This window comes from Aeromonas sp. S5(2024) (genome assembly GCF_041403025.1).
GTDB lineage: Bacteria > Pseudomonadota > Gammaproteobacteria > Enterobacterales > Aeromonadaceae > Aeromonas > Aeromonas hydrophila.
Genome location: NZ_JBGLRI010000010.1, coordinates 78,085 through 98,721, shown reverse-complemented (window position 1 = coordinate 98,721; position 20,637 = coordinate 78,085). Strand labels below are relative to the sequence as shown.

At 62.8% G+C, this 20,637-nt stretch carries 17 protein-coding genes and 1 riboswitch; of the genes, 12 read left to right on the top strand and 5 right to left on the bottom strand.

Annotated elements, in window-relative coordinates:
* Positions 1-16 precede the first annotated feature (16 nt).
* The gene (locus ACB032_RS17970; protein ID WP_005308154.1) at positions 17-280 is read right to left on the bottom strand and encodes a hypothetical protein; all 264 of its coding nucleotides are present in this window, start codon (positions 278-280) and stop codon (positions 17-19) included.
* 173 nt (positions 281-453) lie between these two features.
* Here ACB032_RS17970 and ACB032_RS17965 point away from each other — a divergent pair, with 173 nt between their 5' ends.
* Both ACB032_RS17965 and ACB032_RS17960 read left to right on the top strand, forming a co-directional pair.
* Complete coding sequence (locus tag ACB032_RS17965; RefSeq protein WP_016349190.1) at positions 454-1,275, top strand: HDOD domain-containing protein; 822 nt, start codon at positions 454-456, stop codon at positions 1,273-1,275.
* A 117-nt stretch (positions 1,276-1,392) separates the two neighbouring features.
* Positions 1,393-1,914, top strand: coding sequence for a GNAT family N-acetyltransferase (locus tag ACB032_RS17960; protein WP_323965677.1), 522 nt, complete (start codon positions 1,393-1,395; stop codon positions 1,912-1,914).
* A gap of 127 nt (positions 1,915-2,041) precedes the next feature.
* Here the strand turns inward: ACB032_RS17960 and ACB032_RS17955 are convergent, their stop codons facing one another.
* Both ACB032_RS17955 and ACB032_RS17950 read right to left on the bottom strand, forming a co-directional pair.
* Positions 2,042-2,218: a hypothetical protein gene (locus ACB032_RS17955; RefSeq protein WP_371138467.1), complete on the bottom strand. Its 177-nt coding sequence runs from the start codon at positions 2,216-2,218 to the stop codon at positions 2,042-2,044.
* Between the two features lie 472 nt (positions 2,219-2,690).
* Positions 2,691-3,968 (bottom strand): sodium:proton antiporter, encoded by a 1,278-nt coding sequence (locus ACB032_RS17950; protein WP_024945658.1) that lies wholly within the window; start codon positions 3,966-3,968, stop codon positions 2,691-2,693.
* A 203-nt stretch (positions 3,969-4,171) separates the two neighbouring features.
* On the opposite strand from ACB032_RS17950, the gene metH reads away from it, so the two are divergent.
* From metH to brnQ, 3 genes are all read left to right on the top strand, one after another.
* Positions 4,172-7,855, top strand: coding sequence for a methionine synthase (gene metH, locus ACB032_RS17945; protein ID WP_371138466.1), 3,684 nt, complete (start codon positions 4,172-4,174; stop codon positions 7,853-7,855).
* 239 nt (positions 7,856-8,094) lie between these two features.
* Positions 8,095-8,991: a 30S ribosomal protein S6--L-glutamate ligase gene (gene rimK / locus ACB032_RS17940; protein ID WP_016349212.1), complete on the top strand. Its 897-nt coding sequence runs from the start codon at positions 8,095-8,097 to the stop codon at positions 8,989-8,991.
* A 388-nt stretch (positions 8,992-9,379) separates the two neighbouring features.
* On the top strand, positions 9,380-10,714 hold the full coding sequence (gene brnQ / locus ACB032_RS17935; protein WP_011704408.1) for a branched-chain amino acid transport system II carrier protein: 1,335 nt from the start codon (positions 9,380-9,382) through the stop codon (positions 10,712-10,714).
* 74 nt (positions 10,715-10,788) lie between these two features.
* Here brnQ and ACB032_RS17930 read toward each other — a convergent pair whose 3' ends face one another.
* On the bottom strand, positions 10,789-12,000 hold the full coding sequence (locus ACB032_RS17930) for a HAMP domain-containing sensor histidine kinase (RefSeq protein ID WP_227290257.1): 1,212 nt from the start codon (positions 11,998-12,000) through the stop codon (positions 10,789-10,791).
* A 43-nt stretch (positions 12,001-12,043) separates the two neighbouring features.
* A complete protein-coding gene (locus ACB032_RS17925; protein ID WP_016349215.1) occupies positions 12,044-12,712 on the bottom strand; it encodes a response regulator transcription factor in 669 nt (222 codons plus the stop codon).
* 90 nt (positions 12,713-12,802) lie between these two features.
* Between ACB032_RS17925 and ACB032_RS17920 the strand changes: the two genes are divergently transcribed.
* From ACB032_RS17920 to thiS, 7 genes are all read left to right on the top strand, one after another.
* Entirely contained in the window at positions 12,803-13,219 is a 417-nt protein-coding gene (locus ACB032_RS17920; RefSeq protein ID WP_010635345.1) for a hypothetical protein, read from the top strand.
* 85 nt (positions 13,220-13,304) lie between these two features.
* Positions 13,305-13,784: a hypothetical protein gene (locus ACB032_RS17915; protein WP_219255011.1), complete on the top strand. Its 480-nt coding sequence runs from the start codon at positions 13,305-13,307 to the stop codon at positions 13,782-13,784.
* Between the two features lie 296 nt (positions 13,785-14,080).
* Positions 14,081-15,562 (top strand): beta-barrel pore-forming toxin aerolysin, encoded by a 1,482-nt coding sequence (aerA, locus tag ACB032_RS17910; protein ID WP_024945663.1) that lies wholly within the window; start codon positions 14,081-14,083, stop codon positions 15,560-15,562.
* Positions 15,563-15,667: 105 nt separating this feature from the next.
* Positions 15,668-15,781: riboswitch (TPP riboswitch) on the top strand.
* Positions 15,782-16,059: 278 nt separating this feature from the next.
* Positions 16,060-18,051, top strand: a complete 1,992-nt coding sequence (thiC, locus tag ACB032_RS17905) for a phosphomethylpyrimidine synthase ThiC (RefSeq protein ID WP_371138465.1) — start codon at positions 16,060-16,062, stop codon at positions 18,049-18,051.
* Positions 18,048-19,655: a thiamine phosphate synthase gene (gene thiE, locus ACB032_RS17900; protein ID WP_371138464.1), complete on the top strand. Its 1,608-nt coding sequence runs from the start codon at positions 18,048-18,050 to the stop codon at positions 19,653-19,655. The genes thiC and thiE overlap by 4 nt, the downstream gene beginning before the upstream one ends.
* A complete protein-coding gene (locus ACB032_RS17895) occupies positions 19,645-20,421 on the top strand; it encodes a ThiF family adenylyltransferase (RefSeq protein ID WP_371138463.1) in 777 nt (258 codons plus the stop codon). Before thiE ends, ACB032_RS17895 begins: the two co-directional genes overlap by 11 nt.
* Positions 20,418-20,624: a sulfur carrier protein ThiS gene (gene thiS, locus ACB032_RS17890; RefSeq protein WP_005308183.1), complete on the top strand. Its 207-nt coding sequence runs from the start codon at positions 20,418-20,420 to the stop codon at positions 20,622-20,624. The genes ACB032_RS17895 and thiS overlap by 4 nt, the downstream gene beginning before the upstream one ends.
* Positions 20,625-20,637: the final 13 nt, after the last annotated feature.

Genomic DNA, 20,637 nt, shown 5'->3' with positions numbered 1-20,637 from the left:
CGGCGGGAGTGGGCGTTTATTCGGCCCAGGGCATCTCGGGCAGGGAGTCCAGAAACTGGCCGTAGCGCTCGAGGTTGAAGGGGCCCTGATCCGCTTCCATCGCCATCAGTTCGGCCCCTAGGGCACAGGCGATATATTGCAGCGCCTCTTCACGGGGGGTGCCCTTCATCACCAGCCGCATCAGGGTCGCCTTGACCTGCAGCGGGTGGCCGTCGCTCAGCTGGTTGTCGACCATCTCCAGCAGGGTTTGTTCGTCGAAGAACTCGGTGGGTTCGCTCATGTGCTGTGCCTCGTCATGTCATAAAGGATGCCAGTATAGCGAGATAGCTATTAACACATTGAAATATTTCGATAAAAACATTTCGGTAGGGGCGGTTTTTGTTACCCATAATTAATGTGGGTTTGCTGTCGGCAAACAACAACCATCATAAAATCGCATGGACGGATATCAATATGCCCACCATAGACTCGCTGTTATCCAAGCCCCAGAACCTGCCCAACGTGCCGGAAGTCATGCGCGAACTGGTGCAGACCTTCAACGAGAAAGAGCCGGATATCCTGCTGATTGCCAAGAAGATCAACAAGGATCCGGTGATCTCTGCCAAGCTGCTGCGGCTGGCCAACTCCGCCAAGTTTGGCGGCAGTCGCCAGGTCGCCACCGTCAACGAGGCCGTGGTACGGCTCGGGGTCGACGTGGTGCGCAACATGGTGCTCGCCTGCGGCCTGACAGGTTCCATCAATGCGGTGCCAGGCATCGATCTCAAACATTTCTGGGGCAAGGTATTCGACGTGGCCGAACTGGCCAGACGGCTGGCCAAGCTCAAGGGCATGAAGGGGGAGGAGGTGTTCACCTGCGCCCTGCTCTACGACATGGGACGGCTCATCATGCACGTGGGGCTGCCGGAGAACATGGTGAACCACATCAAGGATCTGGAGCCCAGCAAGGGGCGCGCCAAGGCCGAGGAGCTGGTGGTCGGCTTCAACTATGCCCAGACCGGGGCCGAGATGGCCAGGCGCTGGCAATTCCCCCTGAGCATCTGCCATGCGGTGGAGTATCACTACAACCCCTTGCTGGCCAAGGAGTTCTCTGCCGAGGCCGCCCTCATCCATCTGGCCATCGCCCTGGCGGCGCAGTCCGACGTGGGGGACGAGGCGCCGCCCGAGTGGCCCGCCCAGGTGGCCGAGCGGCTCGGTCTCTCCTGGTCCGACTGCGCGGCGGTGTTCGTGGCGCTGCGCGAGCAGGGCAATGGCTATGCCGGGCTGCTGGCGGCCTGACACGGCTGATTTCATTGACCGGGGCCGCGCTGCGGCCCTTTTTCATGGTGACGGCCTTGCCAATAGCCGGTGGCGGGGGCAGTCTTGGGGCCTGTCTCTTCTATGCGAGCCCTTGTCATGATCCTCTCCGAGCGCCTGGAACTGCGCGAACTGACCGTTGCCGATGCCCCCTTCATTGTCGAACTGCTCAACGACCCCGACTTTCACCGCTACATCGGCGATCGGGGCATCCGCACTCTGCAGGATGCCGAAAACTACATCCAGCAGGGGCCGGCGGTCAGCTATGCCCGCCACGGTCACGGCCTCTATCTGGTGGCCCGGCGCAGCGACGGCGCCAAGCTCGGCATCTGCGGGCTGATCAAGCGCGATACCCTGCCTTGTGAAGACATCGGCTACGCCTTCCTGCCCGCCTATCGCGGTCAGGGTTATGGCATCGAAGCGGCGCAGGCGGCGCTGCAGGATGGTCGGGAGCGGCTCGGCATCCAGCGGGTGGTCGCCATCGTCACCCCGGGCAACGAGCGCTCGGTGGCGCTGCTGGCCAAGCTGGGGCTGGTGCAGAGCAGGCTGGTCAAACTGGCCGAGGATGCGGATGAGTGTCTGCTGCTGGAGGCGGAAGGTGCGCAGGCCTGCCGGGTCTGAGAGTATGGGGGCTTGCCGGCCAAGAGTGCGGACTAGGCGATGCCTGAACAATTTGCGGGAGTGAGACAAAGAGGCCGCCGTGAGTTGCGGCCTGTCTGCATCGGGCGCTGCCGTTGGGCAGGCAGGATCAGTTGAGGTCTTCGATGGAGAACTCGCCAGCGATGCCGTCACAGGAGATGGCAAAACCGCCGCTGAAGCGGGTGCTGAACTGGATCAGGAACCCATCGTCATCGTGCTCTTGCACGGGCAGGTTGATGGGTTTGCAGCGACGCAGGGGTTTGTGTGTTTGTACTGCTTTCATCATGGTATTTCTCTATATCAATTAGGTGTTTGCTCCTTGTATTGGCAAATGTCAGGTCAATGGGCGCGGTCAGCACGATTGCGGACGAGCGCGCAGGAATACCCAGCCCGGTTCAGGGGCGTCTGCACTTTCAAGGAATGTGCCAAGGACCACGCGGATGCATGATGCTACTTGGGAGTGGGCAGATCGGGTCTGCACCGTGAGAGCCGGGCAACGCAGGCAGACAGCCTGAACGGTTCTCAAGGCGAGTAAATCAGAAGAAGGTTATGCGGGTACTGGCAGGATTCATCGTGAGGTGAAGCATTTCAGGGTAAACATAATCAGGGCTGATTAACTAGCCGGCGCGCATTCTCTCCTCGACATGCGTAAAAAGCAAACAATTATTTGCAGTTTTTCCTTGAGGGTCGTCTGTCGGCCACAAAAAGGGCTCCCGAGGGAGCCCTTTTTTCATCGCCAGGTGACGTCAGCCGGTGACTCAATAGTGGCCGCTGGCCTTCTTGGCGGCGGTGATCATCGGAGTGATGGTCATGCCTTGTACCACGATGGAGAACATCACCACCGAGTAGGTCATCACCAGGATCACTTCCCGCAGGTCGACGCCGTGTTCCGGCAGCATCATGACGCCGGAGGGGAGCGCCAGCGCCATGGCCATGGCCAGACCGCCGCGCAGGCCGCCCCAGGTGAGGATCCGCACCGAGAACTTGTTGTAGCTGCGATAGCGGCGGAAAGCCATGTAGGGCAGCGACACGCTGATGAAGCGGGAGGCGAGGCAGAGCGGCACCGCGATGACCAGCAGGATCCAGTCACGCCAGGCCAGATCCAGCAGCACCAGCGCCAGACCGATCAGCAGGAACAGCAGGGCGTTGAGGAACTGGTCCATCAACTCCCAGAAGTGATCCAGGTGATGGCTGCTCTGCTCGGAGAAGCCGGAATGACGGGTCCAGTTGCCGATCATGATGCCGGTCACCACCATGGCCAGGGCGCCGGAGACGCCGATCATGTTGGCGAAGGCGAAGCCGGCGGTGGGGATGCAGAGAGTCAACAGCAGCTCCAGCGAACCATCGTCGGTGGCGCTGATCATCACGTGGGCGATGAGGCCCAGCACGGCGCCGAACAGGATGCCGCCGAGGGCCTCATGCAGGAACAGGCCGGCCACGCTGCCGAAGGTGGGCTCGACGCCGCCGAACGCCACGGCGAACACGGTGGCGAAGATCACCAGACCGACACCGTCGTTGAACAGCGACTCCCCTTCGATCTGGATGGCGATCTGGGGCGGCGCCTTCATCTTCTTGACGATGGCCAGTACGGCGATGGGGTCGGTGGGGGAGATCAGGGCACCGAACAGCATGCAATAGACCAGCGGCAGCTCCCAGCCCAGCAGCTTGGCGATGAACCAGAAGCCGTAGCCGACCATGAAGGTGGAGAGCAGGGTCGCCACGATGGAGAGAATGGTGATCTCCCACTTCTGGCTGCGCAGGGCTTTCAGATTGATCCCGAGACCGCCGGCGAACAGCAGGAAGCCCAGGATCCCCTTCAGCAGGAAATTCTGGAAGTCGATGCTCTCCATGGTCTTGACGGCCAGGGGTTCCAGATTGAACCAGCCCAGCTTACCGAACAGCACCAGCAGCGCGGAGATCAGCATGGAGCCCGCGGTGATGGCGATGGTGGTCTGGATCTTCACAACATACTGATTGGCAAAGGCGATAAAGATCGCCAACGCTGCCAGGAAGCAGAGTGTGTAGTAGACGCTCATAGTTATTTTTCTCTTTAGTAAACAGCAAGCACGTGTCCGGATTGAGGACGGGCATAGGGTACTCTTGGGTCACATGTTACTCATTACCTATTTATGAGTATATGGGGCACTGATATAGACAGATAGACGGCTAGATTTCCATTTGATTTGTTTGCTGTTAGGATGCTGTTTACGCAGTTGCATGGATGTAAGAGGAACGAGCGGTGTCGAACAAAAAGTCGGATGTGACAAACAAACTGGAAGCCTGTCTCAAGGAGCGGATCCTGATCATCGATGGCGCCATGGGCACCATGATCCAGGGCTACAAGCTCGGTGAGGCCGATTATCGCGGCGCGCGCTTCGCCGACTGGCACACCGACATCAAGGGCAACAATGACCTGCTGGTGCTGACCCGTCCCGCCGTGATTCGCGAGATTCACGAGCAGTACTGCGCTGCCGGCGCCGACATCCTCGAGACCAACACCTTCAACGCCACCCGCATCGCCATGGCCGACTACGAGATGGAAGAGTTCTCGGCCGAGATCAACCGGGAGGCGGCCCGGCTGGCACGCGCGGTGGCTGACGAGTGGACGGCAAAAGATCCCGCCAAGCCGCGCTTCGTGGCAGGGGTCTTGGGCCCGACCAACCGCACCGCCTCCATCTCGCCGGACGTGAATGATCCCGGCAAGCGCAATGTCACCTATGACCAGCTGGTGGCCGCCTACACCGAATCGACCCACGCCCTGATCGAGGGTGGCGCCGACATCATTCTGATCGAGACCATCTTCGATACCCTCAACGCCAAGGCCGCCGCCTTCGCGGTGGAAGGGGTGTTCGAGGCGCTGGGCTACAGCCTGCCGGTGATGATCTCCGGCACCATCACGGATGCCTCCGGCCGTACCCTCTCCGGCCAGACCACCGAAGCCTTCTACCATTCCCTTCGCCACGTCAAACCGGTCTCGTTCGGTCTCAACTGTGCGCTGGGCCCGGATGAGCTGCGCCAGTACGTGGAGGAGCTGTCGCGCATCAGCGAGACCCATGTCAGCGCCCACCCCAACGCCGGGTTGCCCAATGCGTTTGGCGAGTACGACCTCGATGCCGTCGAGATGGCCGAGCATATCCGCGAGTGGGCTGCGAGCGGCTTTCTCAACCTGGTGGGTGGCTGCTGCGGCACCACCCCGACCCATATTCGCGCCATGGCGGACGCCGTGGCGGGCATCAAGCCGCGCGCCCTGCCCGAGCTGCCGGTCGCCTGCCGCCTGTCGGGCCTGGAGCCCCTCATCATCACCCCCGAATCCATGTTCGTGAACGTGGGGGAGCGTACCAACGTCACCGGCTCGGCCAAGTTCAAGCGGCTGATCAAGGAGGGGCTCTACGATGAGGCCCTCGACGTTGCCAAGCAGCAGGTGGAGAGCGGCGCCCAGATCATCGACATCAACATGGACGAGGGGATGCTGGACGCCGAGGCGGCCATGGTGCGCTTCTTGAACCTGATTGCCGGCGAGCCGGACATCGCCCGGGTGCCGGTGATGATCGACTCCTCCAAGTGGGAGGTGCTGGAGGCTGGCCTCAAGTGCGTGCAGGGCAAGCCGGTGGTCAACTCCATTTCCATGAAGGAGGGGGAGGAGAAGTTCATCCAGCAGGCCAGATTGCTGCGCCGCTACGGCGCCGCCGTCATCGTGATGGCGTTCGACGAGGTGGGCCAGGCCGATACCCGCGCTCGCAAGTTCGAGATCTGCCAGCGCGCCTACCGCATTCTGGTGGACCGGGTGGGCTTCCCGCCGGAAGACATCATCTTCGATCCCAACATCTTCGCGGTGGCGACCGGCATCGATGAGCACAACAACTACGCGGTGGACTTCATCGACGCGGTGAAGGACATCAAGCAGAACCTGCCTCACGCCATGATCTCCGGCGGCGTCTCCAACGTCTCGTTTTCGTTCCGTGGCAACGAGCCGGTGCGCGAAGCCATCCACGCCGTCTTCCTCTATCACGCCATCCAGAACGGCATGGATATGGGGATCGTCAACGCCGGTCAGCTGGCCATCTATGAAGACATCCCCGCCGAGCTGAAGGAGAAGGTCGAGGCGGTGGTGCTGAACCTCAATCCAGACGCCACCGAGGCGTTGCTGGCCATCGCCGAGCGCTATCGCGGTGGCGGTGCCCAGGCCGAGGATCCGCGGGATCAGGCGTGGCGCAGCTGGCCGGTGGGCAAGCGGCTGGAGCACGCGCTGGTCAAGGGGATCACCGATTTCATTGAGGAGGATACCGAGGAGGCGCGCAGCCAGGCCGAGAAGCCGCTGCACGTGATCGAGGGGCCCCTGATGGACGGCATGAACGTGGTGGGCGATCTGTTCGGCGCCGGCAAGATGTTCCTGCCCCAGGTGGTGAAGTCGGCGCGGGTGATGAAGCGGGCGGTTGCCTACCTGCAGCCCTATATCGAGGCGGAGAAGTCCGGCGGTTCCAGCAACGGCAAAATCGTGATGGCTACCGTGAAGGGGGACGTGCACGACATCGGCAAGAACATCGTCGGGGTGGTGCTGCAGTGCAACAACTACGAGATCGTCGATCTCGGGGTCATGGTCTCTTGCGAGACGATCCTCAAGACGGCGCGGGAGGTCAATGCCGACATCATCGGCCTGTCGGGCCTGATCACCCCGTCGCTGGACGAGATGGTACACGTGGCCAAAGAGATGGAGCGCCAGGGCTTCAAGCTGCCGCTGCTCATCGGCGGCGCCACCACCTCCAAGGCCCACACCGCGGTGAAGATAGAGCAGAACTATTCGGAGCCTGTGGTCTATGTCTCCAACGCCTCCCGCGCGGTGGGGGTGGCCCAGAGTCTGCTGAGCCCGGAGCTCAAGCCCGCCTTCGTGGCCCGCATCGACAAGGAGTACGAGATTGCCCGCGAGCAGCACGCCCGCAAGCAGCCGCGTTCCAAGCCGGTCAGTCTGGCCCACGCCCGTGCCAACCGCCATCAGCTGGACTGGGTCGGCTATCAGCCACCCAAGCCCCGCGAGCCCGGTGTGCAGACCTTCGAGGATGTGCCGGTCTCGGTGCTGCGCCCCTACATCGACTGGACGCCGTTCTTCCTGAGCTGGGAGCTGGCGGGCAAGTTCCCCCGCATCCTGGAAGATGAGGTGGTGGGGGAGGAGGCAACACGCCTCTACGCCGATGCCAACGCCATGCTGGATCAGCTGGAGCAAGATCGGAGCGTGCGCTGCGCCGGCATCATAGGCCTGTTCCCCGCCAACGCGGTGGGCGACAGCATCGAGGTCTATACCGACGAGTCGCGCAGCGAGGTGCGCAAGGTATTGCACCATCTGCGTCAGCAGAGCGAGAAGCAGGGCTTCCCCAACTACTGTCTGGCAGACTATGTGGCGCCGAAGGAGAGTGGCAAGCCCGACTGGATCGGCGCCTTCGCGGTGACCGGCGGCATCGGCGAGGAGGCCATCGCCAAGGCCTACAAGGCAGAGCACGACGACTACAACGCCATCCTCATTCAGGCGGTGTGCGATCGCCTCGCCGAAGCTTTCGCCGAGTACCTGCACGAACAGGTGCGCAAAGTGCACTGGGGGTATGCCCCCAACGAAGCGCTCAGCAACGAGGAGCTGATCCGCGAAAATTACCAGGGGATACGCCCGGCGCCCGGTTATCCGGCCTGCCCCGAGCACACGGAGAAGGGGAGCATCTGGGAACTGCTGGAGGTGGAACAGGCCATCGGCATGAAGCTCACCGAGTCTTACGCCATGTGGCCGGGGGCGGCGGTGTCTGGCTGGTACTTCTCCCACCCCGACAGCAAGTATTTCGCGGTGGCGCAGATCCAGCCGGATCAGGTGGAAGATTATGCCCAGCGCAAGGGGATGACGCAGGCCGAAGCCGAGCGCTGGCTGGGGCCGAACCTGCATTAAAGGGGTGGCAACCGGGTCAATCCCGATTGATCCTGGATGAACAACGGCGGCATCCTGTACTGGGGGACAGACCAGTCTGGTGCCGCCGTTTGACAATCTGGTGACGGCGGGATGGCAGCGCAGGTTTCTGTGTGGTTTGTCTTGTTGTCAGGAGAAACAATTGGCGTTGTCTTGGCGCTGTGGCACCTTATACTCTCCCGCCCCATCCTGCCCAGGCACTGCCTTCTAGCGGAATTGTCATGAAGATCGCCATTTTATCCCGTGAGCCCAACAACTACTCCACCCGCCGTCTGGTCGAGGTGGCGCAGGCGCGCGGTCATCAGGTCGAGGTGCTCGACACCCTGCGCTGTTACATGAACATCGCCTCCCACAACCCCTCCATCCACTACGAAGGACGGGAACTGGAGAGCTATGATGCGGTGATCCCGCGCATCGGGGCCAGCATCACCTTCTACGGCACCGCCGTGCTGCGCCAGTTCGAGATGATGAATACCATGGCGCTCAACAGCTCGGTGGCCATCTCCCGCTCCCGCGACAAGCTGCGGGCCATGCAGCTGCTCTCCCGCCACGGCATCGGCCTGCCGGTGACCGGCTATGCCCACAGCACCCACGACGTGCCCGACCTCATCACCATGGTGGGCGGTGCGCCGCTGGTGGTGAAGCTGCTGGAGGGAACCCAGGGGATCGGCGTGGTGTTGTGCGAGACCCAGAAGGCCGCCGAGAGCGTGATCGAGGCCTTCATCCAGACCAACAACAACATCCTGGTGCAGGAGTACATCCGCGAGGCCAACGGCGCCGACATCCGCTGCCTGGTGGTTAACGGCAAGGTGGTGGCTGCCATGCGCCGCCAGGCCCAGCCGGGGGAGTTTCGCTCCAACCTGCATCGGGGCGGCACCGCCGAGGCGATCAAGATAAGCCCGGAGGAGCGGGCCACCGCGGTGCAGGCCGCCAAGATCATGGGGCTGGACGTGGCCGGGGTGGATATCCTGCGCAGTGCCCGCGGCCCGCTGGTGCTGGAGGTGAACTCCTCCCCCGGCCTGCAAGGGGTGGAAGCAGCCTCCGGCAAGGACGTGGCCGGCAAGATCATCGAGTTTCTCGAGCTCAAGGCGAGTCGCAAGCACAAGCCGGCGGAGTGACGCCGGGCTTGCCGTCACTCCATCACATAGGGCGCCTTCGGGCGCCCTGTTGCTTTTGTGCTAATCGCTCGGCTGGACGGGTGGCTTGAACCTGCGGGTGCCGCGAACGGCAAGACAGGTAACAAATGACGCCGGCTGCGGCATTATCATCTGTTGCAAAATTGCACCACACCAATATCAAACACCATTGCTTAATTATTTTCTGGATGAAGTGACTGGATTGCCGTGCCGCACTTGCCTCCAGTTGGCACAAACGCTCTACTTGTCGCCCTTCGCAGGTCGCGAAACATAAAAATTTAATAAAACTATCTGCGGATTTTTTGCACGAATAAACCATTCGTGTCGACTTCCGTCATGATTTGACATTGTCATAGGCAGATTACGCAGCATGAATAACCAAAAATTAACATCCAGAGACATAGTCGCGTTGGGCTTCATGACCTTCGCGCTCTTCGTCGGTGCCGGCAACATCATCTTCCCGCCCATGGTGGGGTTGCAGGCCGGCGAGCAGGTGTGGGGCGCCGCCGCCGGCTTCCTGCTGACGGCAGTCGGCCTGCCGGTGCTCACCGTGGTGGCGCTGGCCAAGGTCGGGGGCGGTGTGGATGCCCTGAGTGCACCCATCGGCCGCAAGGCCGGGCTGCTGCTGGCCACCGTCTGCTATCTGGCCGTGGGACCGCTGTTTGCCACCCCGCGTACGGCGACCGTCTCCTATGAGGTGGGGCTGGCGCCGCTGTTTGGTGACGATGGCTCGGCCCTGCTGATCTACAGCCTGGTCTACTTCAGCCTGGTGATCGGCATCTCCCTCTATCCGGGCCGACTGCTCGACACCGTGGGCCACGTGCTGGCGCCGATCAAGATCCTGGCGCTGGCGGCACTGGGTCTTGCCGTTCTGCTGTGGCCCGCCGGTTCTGCCATCCCTGCCGTCGAAAGTTACCAGCATCAGCCTTTCTCCAACGGTTTCGTCAATGGCTACCTCACCATGGACACGCTGGGTGCCATGGTGTTTGGCATCGTCATCGTCAATGCCGCCCGCTCGCGCGGGGTGAGCAGCGCCAAATTGCTGACCCGTTACACCGTACTGGCCGGCCTCATCGCCGGGATGGGCTTGACGCTGGTCTACCTCAGCCTGTTCCGCTTGGGCTCGGTGAGCGGTGAACTGGTGCCTCACGCCCAGAATGGCGCCGAGATCCTGCACGCCTACGTCCAGCACACCTTCGGCAACATGGGCAGCGGCTTCCTGGCACTGCTCATCTTCATCGCCTGTCTGGTGACGGCCGTCGGCCTGACCTGTGCCTGTGCCGAGTTCTTCGCCCAGTACCTGCCGCTCTCCTATCGCACCCTGGTGCTGCTGCTGGGCGGCTTCTCCATGCTGGTTTCGAACCTGGGGCTGAGCCACCTGATCCAGCTCTCGGTGCCGGTGCTGACCGCCATCTATCCCCCCTGCATCGTGCTGGTGGTGCTGAGCTTCACCCTGCGCTGGTGGGGCAACGGCACCCGGGTGGTGGGGCCTGTCATGCTGATCAGCCTGCTGTTCGGCCTGATCGACGGGCTCAAGGCCTCGGCCCTGGCCGGCCTGCTGCCGGCCTGGAGCCTCGCCCTGCCCCTGAACGAACAGGGGCTGGCCTGGCTGCCGCCCTCGCTGTGTGCCCTGCTGCTGGCGGCCCTCTGGGATCGCCTGCAGGGTCGTCCACAGGTGGCGTCTGTCAGCAAGAGCGCGGCCTGAATGCAAAACCGGCCTTCTGGCCGGTTTTGGTGGCGGAAACAATGAACAAGGCGCCCTCGGGCGCCTTGTCGTTTTTACTCCCGCATCGCCAGTCTGGCGCTGAAGATGCCGCCCTCCAGCCGAGTCTCTATCTGCCAGCCCAGCTTCTCGCAGATGCGCTGGATGATGGTGAGCCCGCAGCCGTAGCCGAGGATCTGATCCGGCGCGGCCGCGGTGGGGTTGCTGATGGTGAGCACGGGGCCGGCCAGCTCGATGTCGATGTGCCCCTCGGCGTAGCTCAGGGCATTCTTCAGCAGGTTGCCGAGCGCAATGGCGAGCAGGGAGAGGGGGGCCAGCGCCTCGCTCTCATCGTCCAGCTGCAACCGGATATCCAGCTCCTCTCGCTGCAGCAGCGGGGCGAGGCGGGCCAGCTCCTGGCGAATGAGCGGCGCCACCTGCTGGGGCGGGCGCTCCACCGGCTCCTTGCGGCCCAGCAGCAGAAAGGTTTCGGTGAGCAGCGCCATCTCGTCGGCGGCGGCGCGAATGCGGGTGGTGGCGCGAGCGGCTGGCGCGGGCAGATCGCTCACCTTGCCGAGCAGGGCGGCCGAGCCCTGGATCACCATGTTGGGGGTGCGCAGCTCGTGACTGGCGAAGCGGCTGAACTCCTGCTCGCGGGCAAACACGGCGGCCACCTCCTGCTTGCCGGCCAGCAGCGCCAGCTCGATGTCTCTGAGCTCCTGCCAGGGGGCGTCGGGCACGAAGTCGGCCTGATCCGGGGTGAGGTGGGCGACCCGCTGCTGCAGCCGCTGCAGCGGCCGGGTGATGTGGCGCACCAGCCAGATGCCGAAGCCGATGCAACCGAGCAGCAGGGCCAGCCCGATCAGCCGGGTCGCCAGGTGCAGCTGATCCTCGTAAGGATCCAGGTAGTCATCGGCATCGTCGTTGAACACCAGATAGAGCAGCCCCTCGCCGGACGGATGGGGCCGCACCAGGAAGTGCTTGTCCTCGTCCCCCAGCACGTGTTCGTAGAAGCCCGGGCTCTGGTAGGGCTTGAGCCAGACCGGCAGGCGGCCGGCCTCGGTCCAGTAGCTGGAGAACTGGCGCGGGCTGGGGGCGGGGGCCGCCATGCCGAGCCGCAGCCAGTCGTCGCTGTAGCGGGTCACCTCGGCCTCCAGCCAGTGGCGCAGGCTGAGCTCCTCCATCTTGTCCTCGGCTACCACCATCAGCAGGCTGATGATGACCAGCAGCAGCAGGCCGGCGCCGCTCAGGGTGAGGATCAGGCGATGGCGCAGGCTGGGCAGGCTCATGATGGCCTCCCTGCGGGCTGAGTCAGGCAGCGCTGGCGGTTCATCATGGGGTCACCAACCGATAGCCCTGGCCGTGCAGGGTTTCCAGCATGGGGGTAGGGAAGGGCTTGTCGAGGGCGTTGCGCAGGGCATAGATGTGGCTGCGCAGGGCGTCGGAGTCAGGCTCCTCGTCGCCCCAGACGGTGTCGAGCACCTCCTGGCGGGTAACCAGGGCGGGGGCCCGGCGGGCCAGCAGGGTGAGGATCTGGAACGGGATCTTGCCGAGTTTTAGCTCGACCCCGGCCCGGGTGGCGCGGCCGCTGGCGGGATCCAGGGTCAGCTCGCCCACGCACAGCGCTCCCATGTCGCTGCGGGGACCGCGCAGGGCCAGCGCCTGCAGCCGCACTTCCAGCTCCTCCATGGCGAACGGTTTGACCAGATAGTCGTCACCGCCCGCCTTGAAGCCCGCCAGCTTGTCGTCCAGGCTGTCGCGGGCGGTGAGAAACAGCACTGGGGTCGGGATCCCCTGTTCCCGCAGGCGGGCCACCGTGCTGAGACCGTCGAGGCGCGGCATCATGACGTCCATGATGATGACGTCGAAGCGCTGCTCGGCCAGCAACTGCAGGGCTGCCTGGCCGTGATAGGCGCAGTCCAGCCGGTGGCCCGCCAGCTCCAGATAATCCATGATGGTTTCCGCGACCTGGGGATTGTCTTCCACCACCAGTATTTTCATGCTTTGATCTCCTGGTCTTGACCGGCATTTCACGGTCATCTCACACCGGATGAGGCATCCTGTGTGGCAGTGTAACCCCGAGGATCCCCGATGAAGAAGTCTCTCTGCACTCTCCTGCTGCTGATCTTGCTGCCCTTCGGCGCTGCGCAGTCGGCGGAGTTCAAATTGACCGGCCGCACCACCTGGCAGCTGGGCCAGCTGATGGTTAACGGCATCCCCTTTGTGCTCGACGAGCAGACCCGCTTCAAGGACGGGCTGAGAGAGGACGATCTCGGCGGTACCTGGGTCGATCTGGAAGGGGTGGTCGAGGGTGAGCTACGGCTTATTCGGGAGGTCGAGAAGCTGGAGGAAGATGACGAGATGGATCTGGAAGGGCCGGTGGAGCAGGGGCGGATCTGGGGCTATGTCACCTCGGACGACAGCCTGGCCCCGTTCGAAGGACGCTGGCTGGAGTTGGAGTGCAAGTTTGACGGCATGCGCCTGAGTCGCTGCCGTGAGGATGACTGAGCCAGGCCGGCGTGGCGCTGGCGGAAAAATGGTACAGCTGGGTCCATAGTTAAACCTCGCACGGTTTGACCATGGGCCTTTTGCTATGACACGTACTTCCCTGCTGCTGCTGACACTGCCGCTCTGCGCTCTGGCCGCCGATGGCGAGCTCTGGCTGGTGGAGCTGGAACACAACGATGGCCTGCGCCTGCAGTTTCAGGGCGCCGAACTCGAACTCGGCAACGCCGCACTGAGCGGGGTGGCAGGCAACGATGAGCTCAGACCCGGCATGCGTCTGGCCATCCTTAGCCGTGACGGAGTGGCCGAGCGGATCGGCATGGCCGACGCCATCGCCGGATTCTTGCCGACCAGCCAGTGGCGCCGGGCCGAAGCCTCGCTGCTGGCGGTTACGGGCCGCGCCCTGCGGCTGCAGGGGCTCGGCGTGCTGGCCTTCGATGACGACACCCGCTGGCTGAACGGCAGCCCGGCCGATCTGCAACCGGGCCGCAAGCTGGTGCTCACTCGTAACGAACAGGGCCGCCTGACCGAGATCCTGATTGCCAATCCGGAAGATGAACCAGAATAAGAACCGTGTCATCCCATGACTTGATATATATATTTTGCTAAATTAGAAATATCTTTTCATCTATATTCAAAAAATGATTAAGTGATGAATAAAATAATAAAGTAAACGCTCTGATGTTATTATCGTTAATATTGAAAGCCCTCAATTTATTATTTTATTAATATTATACATGCATTGAAATGTGGTCTGGATCGCATATTGCAGCCAATGTGACTGATATTGTCGTACTCACATGTCACCTGCTGATATATAAGTGCTGGTGAATGTATGTCAATGTTCAATATATTGGGGTTGCTATGCAAAAACTAAAAATAACTGGCTTGTCATTGATCATATCCGGCCTGCTGATGGCACAGGCTCACGCGGCAGAGCCCGTCTATCCAGACCAGCTGCGCCTGTTTTCACTGGGCCAGGAGGTATGTGGCGACAAGTATCGCCCTATTACTAGAGAAGAAGCCCAGAGTGTTAAAAGCAATATTGTCAATATGATGGGGCAGTGGCAAATAAGCGGTCTGGCCAACGGCTGGGTAATAATGGGGCCGGGTTATAATGGTGAAATTAAACCGGGCTCGGCGTCCAATACCTGGTGTTACCCGGTCAATCCTGTCACCGGAGAAATACCAACCTTGTCAGCCCTGGATATTCCAGACGGTGACGAGGTGGACGTGCAGTGGCGACTGGTACACGACAGTGCGAATTTCATCAAGCCAACCAGCTATCTGGCGCATTATCTCGGTTATGCTTGGGTGGGTGGCAATCACAGCCAATATGTCGGTGAAGACATGGACGTGACCCGTGATGGCGATGGCTGGGTGATCCGTGGCAACAATGACGGCGGTTGCGAGGGGTATCGTTGTGGCGAGAAGACGGCCATCAAGGTCAGCAACTTTGCATACAACCTGGACCCTGACAGTTTCAAACATGGTGACGTGACCCAGTCTGATCGTCAGCTGGTCAAGACGGTGGTGGGCTGGGCGATCAACGACAGCGACACCCCGCAATCCGGGTATGATGTCACCCTGCGTTACGATACCGCCACCAACTGGTCCAAGACCAATACCTATGGCCTGAGCGAGAAGGTGACCACCAAGAACAAGTTCAAGTGGCCACTGGTAGGGGAAACCGAACTCTCCATCGAGATTGCGGCCAACCAGTCTTGGGCATCCCAGAACGGGGGCTCTACCACCACCTCCCTGTCGCAATCCGTGCGGCCGACGGTGCCGGCCCGTTCCAAGATCCCGGTGAAGATCGAGCTCTACAAGGCTGACATCTCCTATCCCTATGAATTCAAAGCTGATGTCAGCTATGACCTGACCCTGAGCGGCTTCCTGCGCTGGGGCGGTAATGCCTGGTATACCCATCCGGACAACCGCCCGAACTGGAATCACACCTTTGTCATCGGGCCGTACAAGGACAAGGCGAGCAGCATTCGCTACCAGTGGGACAAGCGTTACATCCCGGGTGAAGTGAAGTGGTGGGACTGGAACTGGACCATCCAGCAGAACGGCCTGTCTACCATGCAGAACAACCTGGCCAGAGTGCTGCGCCCGGTGCGGGCGGGGATCACCGGCGATTTCAGTGCCGAGAGCCAGTTTGCCGGCAACATCGAAATCGGTGCTCCGGTGCCGCTCGCGGCAGACAGCAAGGTGCGTCGTACCCGCAGCGTGGATGGCGCTGGGCAGGGTCTGAGGCTGGAGATTCCGCTCGATGCGCAAGAGCTCTCCGGGCTTGGCTTCAGCAACGTCAGCCTGAGTGTGACGCCAGCTGCCAATCAATAACGACTGCGTGTTGTGGTAATAGAACCGGGCCTCTGGCCCGGTTGTTGTTTGTACTGGTCAGGCTTGTTAAAGGCTTGTACTTTCCATTTCCCCACTTATACTGGCGCCATCTTGTCGGAGTGCTGACCGTCGAACGATGCTAAGCTGAGACCGTTAATTCGGGATCCGTGGAACCTGATCAGGTTAAGACCTGCGAAGGGAAACAAGGGTAACTTGCGGGTTACCGCGCCGGGGCAAACCCTCGCTCAGCAGGAGCAGGGCCCCACCCATCAAGGGCACCGCCTGCGATGGCTCAGGCGCACAGAGGGGGAGGCTGTCCCGTCCGGTTGTCCATAGGGCGCCGGGTTTCCAGACGAGGGAAACACCGGGATGGCAGAGCCGGGAAGACTCCATGCCCGACTCACTCCCCCGAGCACACCCCGCCGCAAGTTCATCTTCTCCTCGAACTCCAGACAAGCAAACACCCATAACTTCAACCAGTTAATGTGAGTTTTGCTATGTCTACCAATGTTTCTGATACCACCAAATCCAGCCGCCGCGAGCAGCGCTCCAGCGCCCAGGCCTTTATCGACAGCCTCAAGGGGATGGCTCATCCCAACTCCCGCCGCATCTTTATCGAAGGCTCCCGCGCCGATATTCGTGTCCCGCTGCGGGAGATCCAGCTGGCCGATACCTTGGTCGGCGGCACCAAAGAAGACCCCCGGTTCGAGCCCAACGAGCCGGTGCCGGTCTACGACACCTCGGGCCGTTACGGGGAGGAGGGGGTCGCCATCGACGTGCGCCGGGGCCTGCCGCGCCTGCGGGAAAACTGGGTGCTGGAGCGCGATGACACCGACGCCCTGCGGGGGCTCAGCTCCACCTTCACTCAGGAGCGTCTGGCCGACGAGGGGCTGGATCACCTGCGCTTCGAGCACCTGCCGAAACCGCGCCGCGCCAAGCCGGGTCGCCGGGTCACCCAGCTCCACTACGCCCGCGCCGGCATCGTCACCCCCGAGATGGAATTTATCGCCATTCGCGAGAACATGGGCCGCGAGCGGGTGCGCTCCGAGCTGTTGCGCACCCAGCATCCGGGCCGCGATTTCGGTGCCCGTTTGCCCCAGAACATCACCCCCGAATTTGTGCGCGATGAGGTGGCGGCCGGCCGCGCCATCATCCCCAGCAACATCAACCACCCGGAAGCGGAGCCGATGATCATCGGCCGCAATTTCCTGGTGAAGATCAACGCCAACATCGGCAACTCGGCGGTCACCTCCAGCATCGAAGAGGAAGTGGAGAAGCTGGTCTGGTCGACCCGTTGGGGCGCCGACACCGTGATGGATCTCTCCACCGGTCGCTACATCCACGAGACCCGCGAGTGGATCCTGCGCAACAGCCCGGTGCCCATCGGTACCGTGCCCATCTATCAGGCGCTGGAGAAGACCAACGGCATCGCCGAAGACCTCACCTGGGAGCTGTTCCGCGACACCCTGCTGGAGCAGGCCGAGCAGGGGGTGGACTACTTCACCATCCACGCCGGCGTCCTGCTGCGCTTCGTGCCGATGACCGCCAAGCGCCTCACCGGCATCGTCTCCCGTGGCGGCAGCATCATGGCCAAGTGGTGCCTCTCCCACCACAAGGAGAACTTCCTCTACCAGCACTTTCGCGAAATCTGCGAGATCTGCGCCGCCTATGACGTGGCCCTGTCGCTGGGCGACGGTCTGCGCCCGGGCTCCGTCTATGACGCCAACGACGAGGCCCAGTTCGCCGAGCTGCGCACCCTGGGCGAGCTCACCAAAATTGCCTGGGAGTTCGACGTACAGGTGATGATCGAGGGGCCGGGCCACGTGCCGATGCATATGATCGAGCGCAACATGACCGAGCAGTTGGAGCACTGCCATGAGGCGCCCTTTTACACCCTGGGTCCGCTCACCACCGACATCGCCCCGGGTTACGATCACTTCACCTCCGGTATCGGCGCGGCGCTTATCGGCTGGTACGGCTGCGCCATGCTCTGCTACGTGACCCCCAAGGAGCACCTGGGCCTGCCCAACAAGGAGGACGTGAAGCAGGGGCTGATCACTTACAAGATCGCCGCCCACGCCGCTGACCTTGCCAAGGGCCACCCGGGCGCCCAGATCCGCGACAACGCCATGTCCAAGGCGCGCTTCGAGTTTCGTTGGGAGGATCAGTTCAATCTGGCGCTGGATCCCAACACCGCCCGCGCCTACCACGATGAAACCCTGCCGCAGGAGTCCGGCAAGGTGGCCCACTTCTGCTCCATGTGCGGGCCCAAGTTCTGCTCCATGAAGATCACCCAGGACGTGCGCGACTACGCCGCCAAGCTGGAGGCCGTGGAGATCAAGCTGGTCGGTATGGATGGCCAGCAGGAGCAGGTAGTGGCTCAGGTGGAGAGCGGCATGGCCCGCATGGCAGAGACCTTCAAGGAGACCGGCGGCGAGATCTACCATCAGGCGGCGGCGCTGAAACAGGCCGCAGGGGAGGAGGCGTGAGCAGCGCAAGCGGGGCTGTCAGCCCCGCCGACCAGTCGCCCGTGATGGACTCGCGTCCTGTGGTCTGGACCATAGCGGGTTCAGATTCCGGCGGCGGCGCCGGCATTCAGGCCGACTTGCACACATTGCACGATCTCGGTGTGCACGGCTGTTCGGTCATCTCCGCCATCACCGCCCAGAACTCGGTGGCGGTGAAGATGGTCGACCCTGTGCTGATGCAGACCTTCACCGCCCAGATCGATGCTCTTAGCGTCGATCTGCCGCCCGCCGCCATCAAGATTGGCCTATTGCCGACCCGGCTCCATGTGGAGGTGCTGGCCCGCCGGCTGGCAGCCATCGAGCCCCCTTTCGTGGTCTACGATCCGGTGGCCATCGCCAGCACCGGCACCCCGATGGCGGAGCCCAATATGCTGGCGGCGGTGCGCGAGCAGCTGTTGCCGCGCCTCTCCTTGATCACCCCCAACGGCCCCGAGCTGGAGGCCCTGACCGGGCTGCCGGTCAGCAGCCCCGAGTTGGTGCGCCTCGCCGCCCGCCGCCTGCGCGAACTCGGCGCCCGCGCCGTGCTGGTCAAGGGTGGCCATCTGGAGTGGAGTGGCGATCTCTGCCTCGACTACTACCAGGACGAGACCCGCGAATTCTGGCTGGCGGCGCCGCGCCTGAATACCCGCCACGGCCACGGCACCGGCTGCTGCTACGCCAGCGCCATCGCCGCCGTGGTGGCGCAGGATTGTCCGCTGGAGGACGCCATCACCCTGGCGCGTGCCTACCTGCAACAGGGCTTGGCGGCGGCGCAAGGGGTGGGGGCAGGCCCGGGCCCCATAGCCCATCTTGGCTGGCCAGCCGATCTTGCTCACTTCCCCCGTGCCGTGCTGGCAGGGTCTGCCCTCGACCGTCGTTTCGGACTTTATGAGACAAGCAGCGCCCGCCTGCCGGATGGCCCCTTTGCGCCGACCGAACCCAACCTCGGCCTCTATCCGGTGGTGGACTCGGTCAAGTGGCTGCGCCGCCTGCTGGGGTCAGGGGTCAAGACCATCCAGCTGCGGATCAAGAATCTGCCTGCCGCAGAGGTGGCACCGGCCATTCGCGATGCGGTAGCGCTCGGTCGCCGCCATGGGGCGCGGCTCTTTATCAACGACTACTGGCAGCAGGCCATCGAGGCGGGCGCCTGGGGCGTGCATCTGGGGCAGGAGGATATGGAGACCGCCGATCTCGCCGCCATTCAGGCGGCCGGGCTGCGCCTTGGCATCTCCACCCACGGCTACTTCGAGTTGATGCGGGCCCGCGAGCTGGCCCCCTCCTATATCGCGCTGGGCCATATCTTCCCGACCAACACCAAGGCGATGCCTTCGCGCCCGCAGGGGCTGGAGCGGCTGCATCGCTACCGCGCCCTGATGTGCGATTGGCCGACAGTGGCCATCGGCGGCATCAGCGAGGAGCGGGTGGCGGCGGTCAAGGCAAGCGGGGTCGGCAGTATCGCGCTGGTCTCGGCCATCACTGCCAGCGACGACTGGCAGGGGGCGACCGAGCGGTTGCTCGCGGCCGTGGGGACGGGGGATGAGCCGCGTTCGGCCACCATTATACGGGAGGCTGAACATGCTCTCTGATGCGGAATACCTCAGATACGGCCGCCAGCTGATGCTGGCGGAAGTGGGTGAGGCCGGTCAGGCACGGCTCAAGGATAAATCCGTGTTGATCGTGGGCTTGGGCGGGCTCGGCTCGCCGCTCGCCCTCTATCTGGCCGGGGCCGGGGTGGGCACCTTGTGGCTGGCCGATGGCGATACGGTCGATTCCAGCAACTTGCCGCGCCAGATCCTGTTCGACTCCGAGGCAGTCAACCACTCCAAGGCGGAGCTGGCCCGCGAGCGCTTGGTTGCCCACAACCCGCTGGTGGAGCTGATCGCCATCAACCAGCGGCTCGATGCTGCCAGCCTGCCGGAGTTTGTGGCCGAGGTAGATCTGGTGATCGACTGCTGCGACAACCTCGCCACCCGTCAGGCCATCAACGCCGCCTGCGTGGCTCAGGGCAAGCCCTGGATCTCCGCTGCCGCAGTGGGTTGGCAGGGGCAGCTGATGGCGCGCACCAGCACGGATCACGCCTGCTACGCCTGCCTCTATCCGCTGGATACCAAGATCAAGGAGAGCTGCGAGACCAGCGGCGTCACCGGCCCGCTGGTCGGCGTGATGGGCTCTTTGCAGGCGCTGGAGGCGCTGAAACTGCTGCTCGGGATGCCGAGCCCGGTCGCCGGCACATTGCGTCGCTTCGATGCGTTGACTCATCAGTGGCAGACCCTCACTCTGGCCCCCGATCCCGATTGCCCGGTTTGCGGGCAGCGCCGATGCCCGACACACGATAAGGAGATCACCCCATGACCCTCACCATTCGACTCAACGATAAAGCCCAGTCGCTGGCGGCAGGGCAGAGCGTGGCCGACCTGCTGGCGGCGCAAGACGTTAATCCACAGGGGGTGGCGGTGGCCCTTAACGGCGCCGTGCTGCCCCGTGGCCGCTGGGCCGAGACCCGTCTCAATGACGGAGACGAACTCCATCTCTTCACCGCCATAGCGGGAGGCTGACCCATGATGCTCG

Coding starts and splice junctions, on each gene's coding strand:
- ACB032_RS17970 (WP_005308154.1), bottom strand. CDS start 280: ATGAGCGAACCCACCGAGTTCTTCGACGAACAAACCCTGCTGGAGATG.
- ACB032_RS17965 (WP_016349190.1), top strand. CDS start 454: ATGCCCACCATAGACTCGCTGTTATCCAAGCCCCAGAACCTGCCCAAC.
- ACB032_RS17960 (WP_323965677.1), top strand. CDS start 1,393: ATGATCCTCTCCGAGCGCCTGGAACTGCGCGAACTGACCGTTGCCGAT.
- ACB032_RS17955 (WP_371138467.1), bottom strand. CDS start 2,218: ATGATGAAAGCAGTACAAACACACAAACCCCTGCGTCGCTGCAAACCC.
- ACB032_RS17950 (WP_024945658.1), bottom strand. CDS start 3,968: ATGAGCGTCTACTACACACTCTGCTTCCTGGCAGCGTTGGCGATCTTT.
- rimK (WP_016349212.1), top strand. CDS start 8,095: ATGAAGATCGCCATTTTATCCCGTGAGCCCAACAACTACTCCACCCGC.
- brnQ (WP_011704408.1), top strand. CDS start 9,380: ATGAATAACCAAAAATTAACATCCAGAGACATAGTCGCGTTGGGCTTC.
- ACB032_RS17930 (WP_227290257.1), bottom strand. CDS start 12,000: ATGAGCCTGCCCAGCCTGCGCCATCGCCTGATCCTCACCCTGAGCGGC.
- ACB032_RS17925 (WP_016349215.1), bottom strand. CDS start 12,712: ATGAAAATACTGGTGGTGGAAGACAATCCCCAGGTCGCGGAAACCATC.
- ACB032_RS17920 (WP_010635345.1), top strand. CDS start 12,803: ATGAAGAAGTCTCTCTGCACTCTCCTGCTGCTGATCTTGCTGCCCTTC.
- ACB032_RS17915 (WP_219255011.1), top strand. CDS start 13,305: ATGACACGTACTTCCCTGCTGCTGCTGACACTGCCGCTCTGCGCTCTG.
- aerA (WP_024945663.1), top strand. CDS start 14,081: ATGCAAAAACTAAAAATAACTGGCTTGTCATTGATCATATCCGGCCTG.
- thiC (WP_371138465.1), top strand. CDS start 16,060: ATGTCTACCAATGTTTCTGATACCACCAAATCCAGCCGCCGCGAGCAG.
- ACB032_RS17895 (WP_371138463.1), top strand. CDS start 19,645: ATGCTCTCTGATGCGGAATACCTCAGATACGGCCGCCAGCTGATGCTG.
- thiS (WP_005308183.1), top strand. CDS start 20,418: ATGACCCTCACCATTCGACTCAACGATAAAGCCCAGTCGCTGGCGGCA.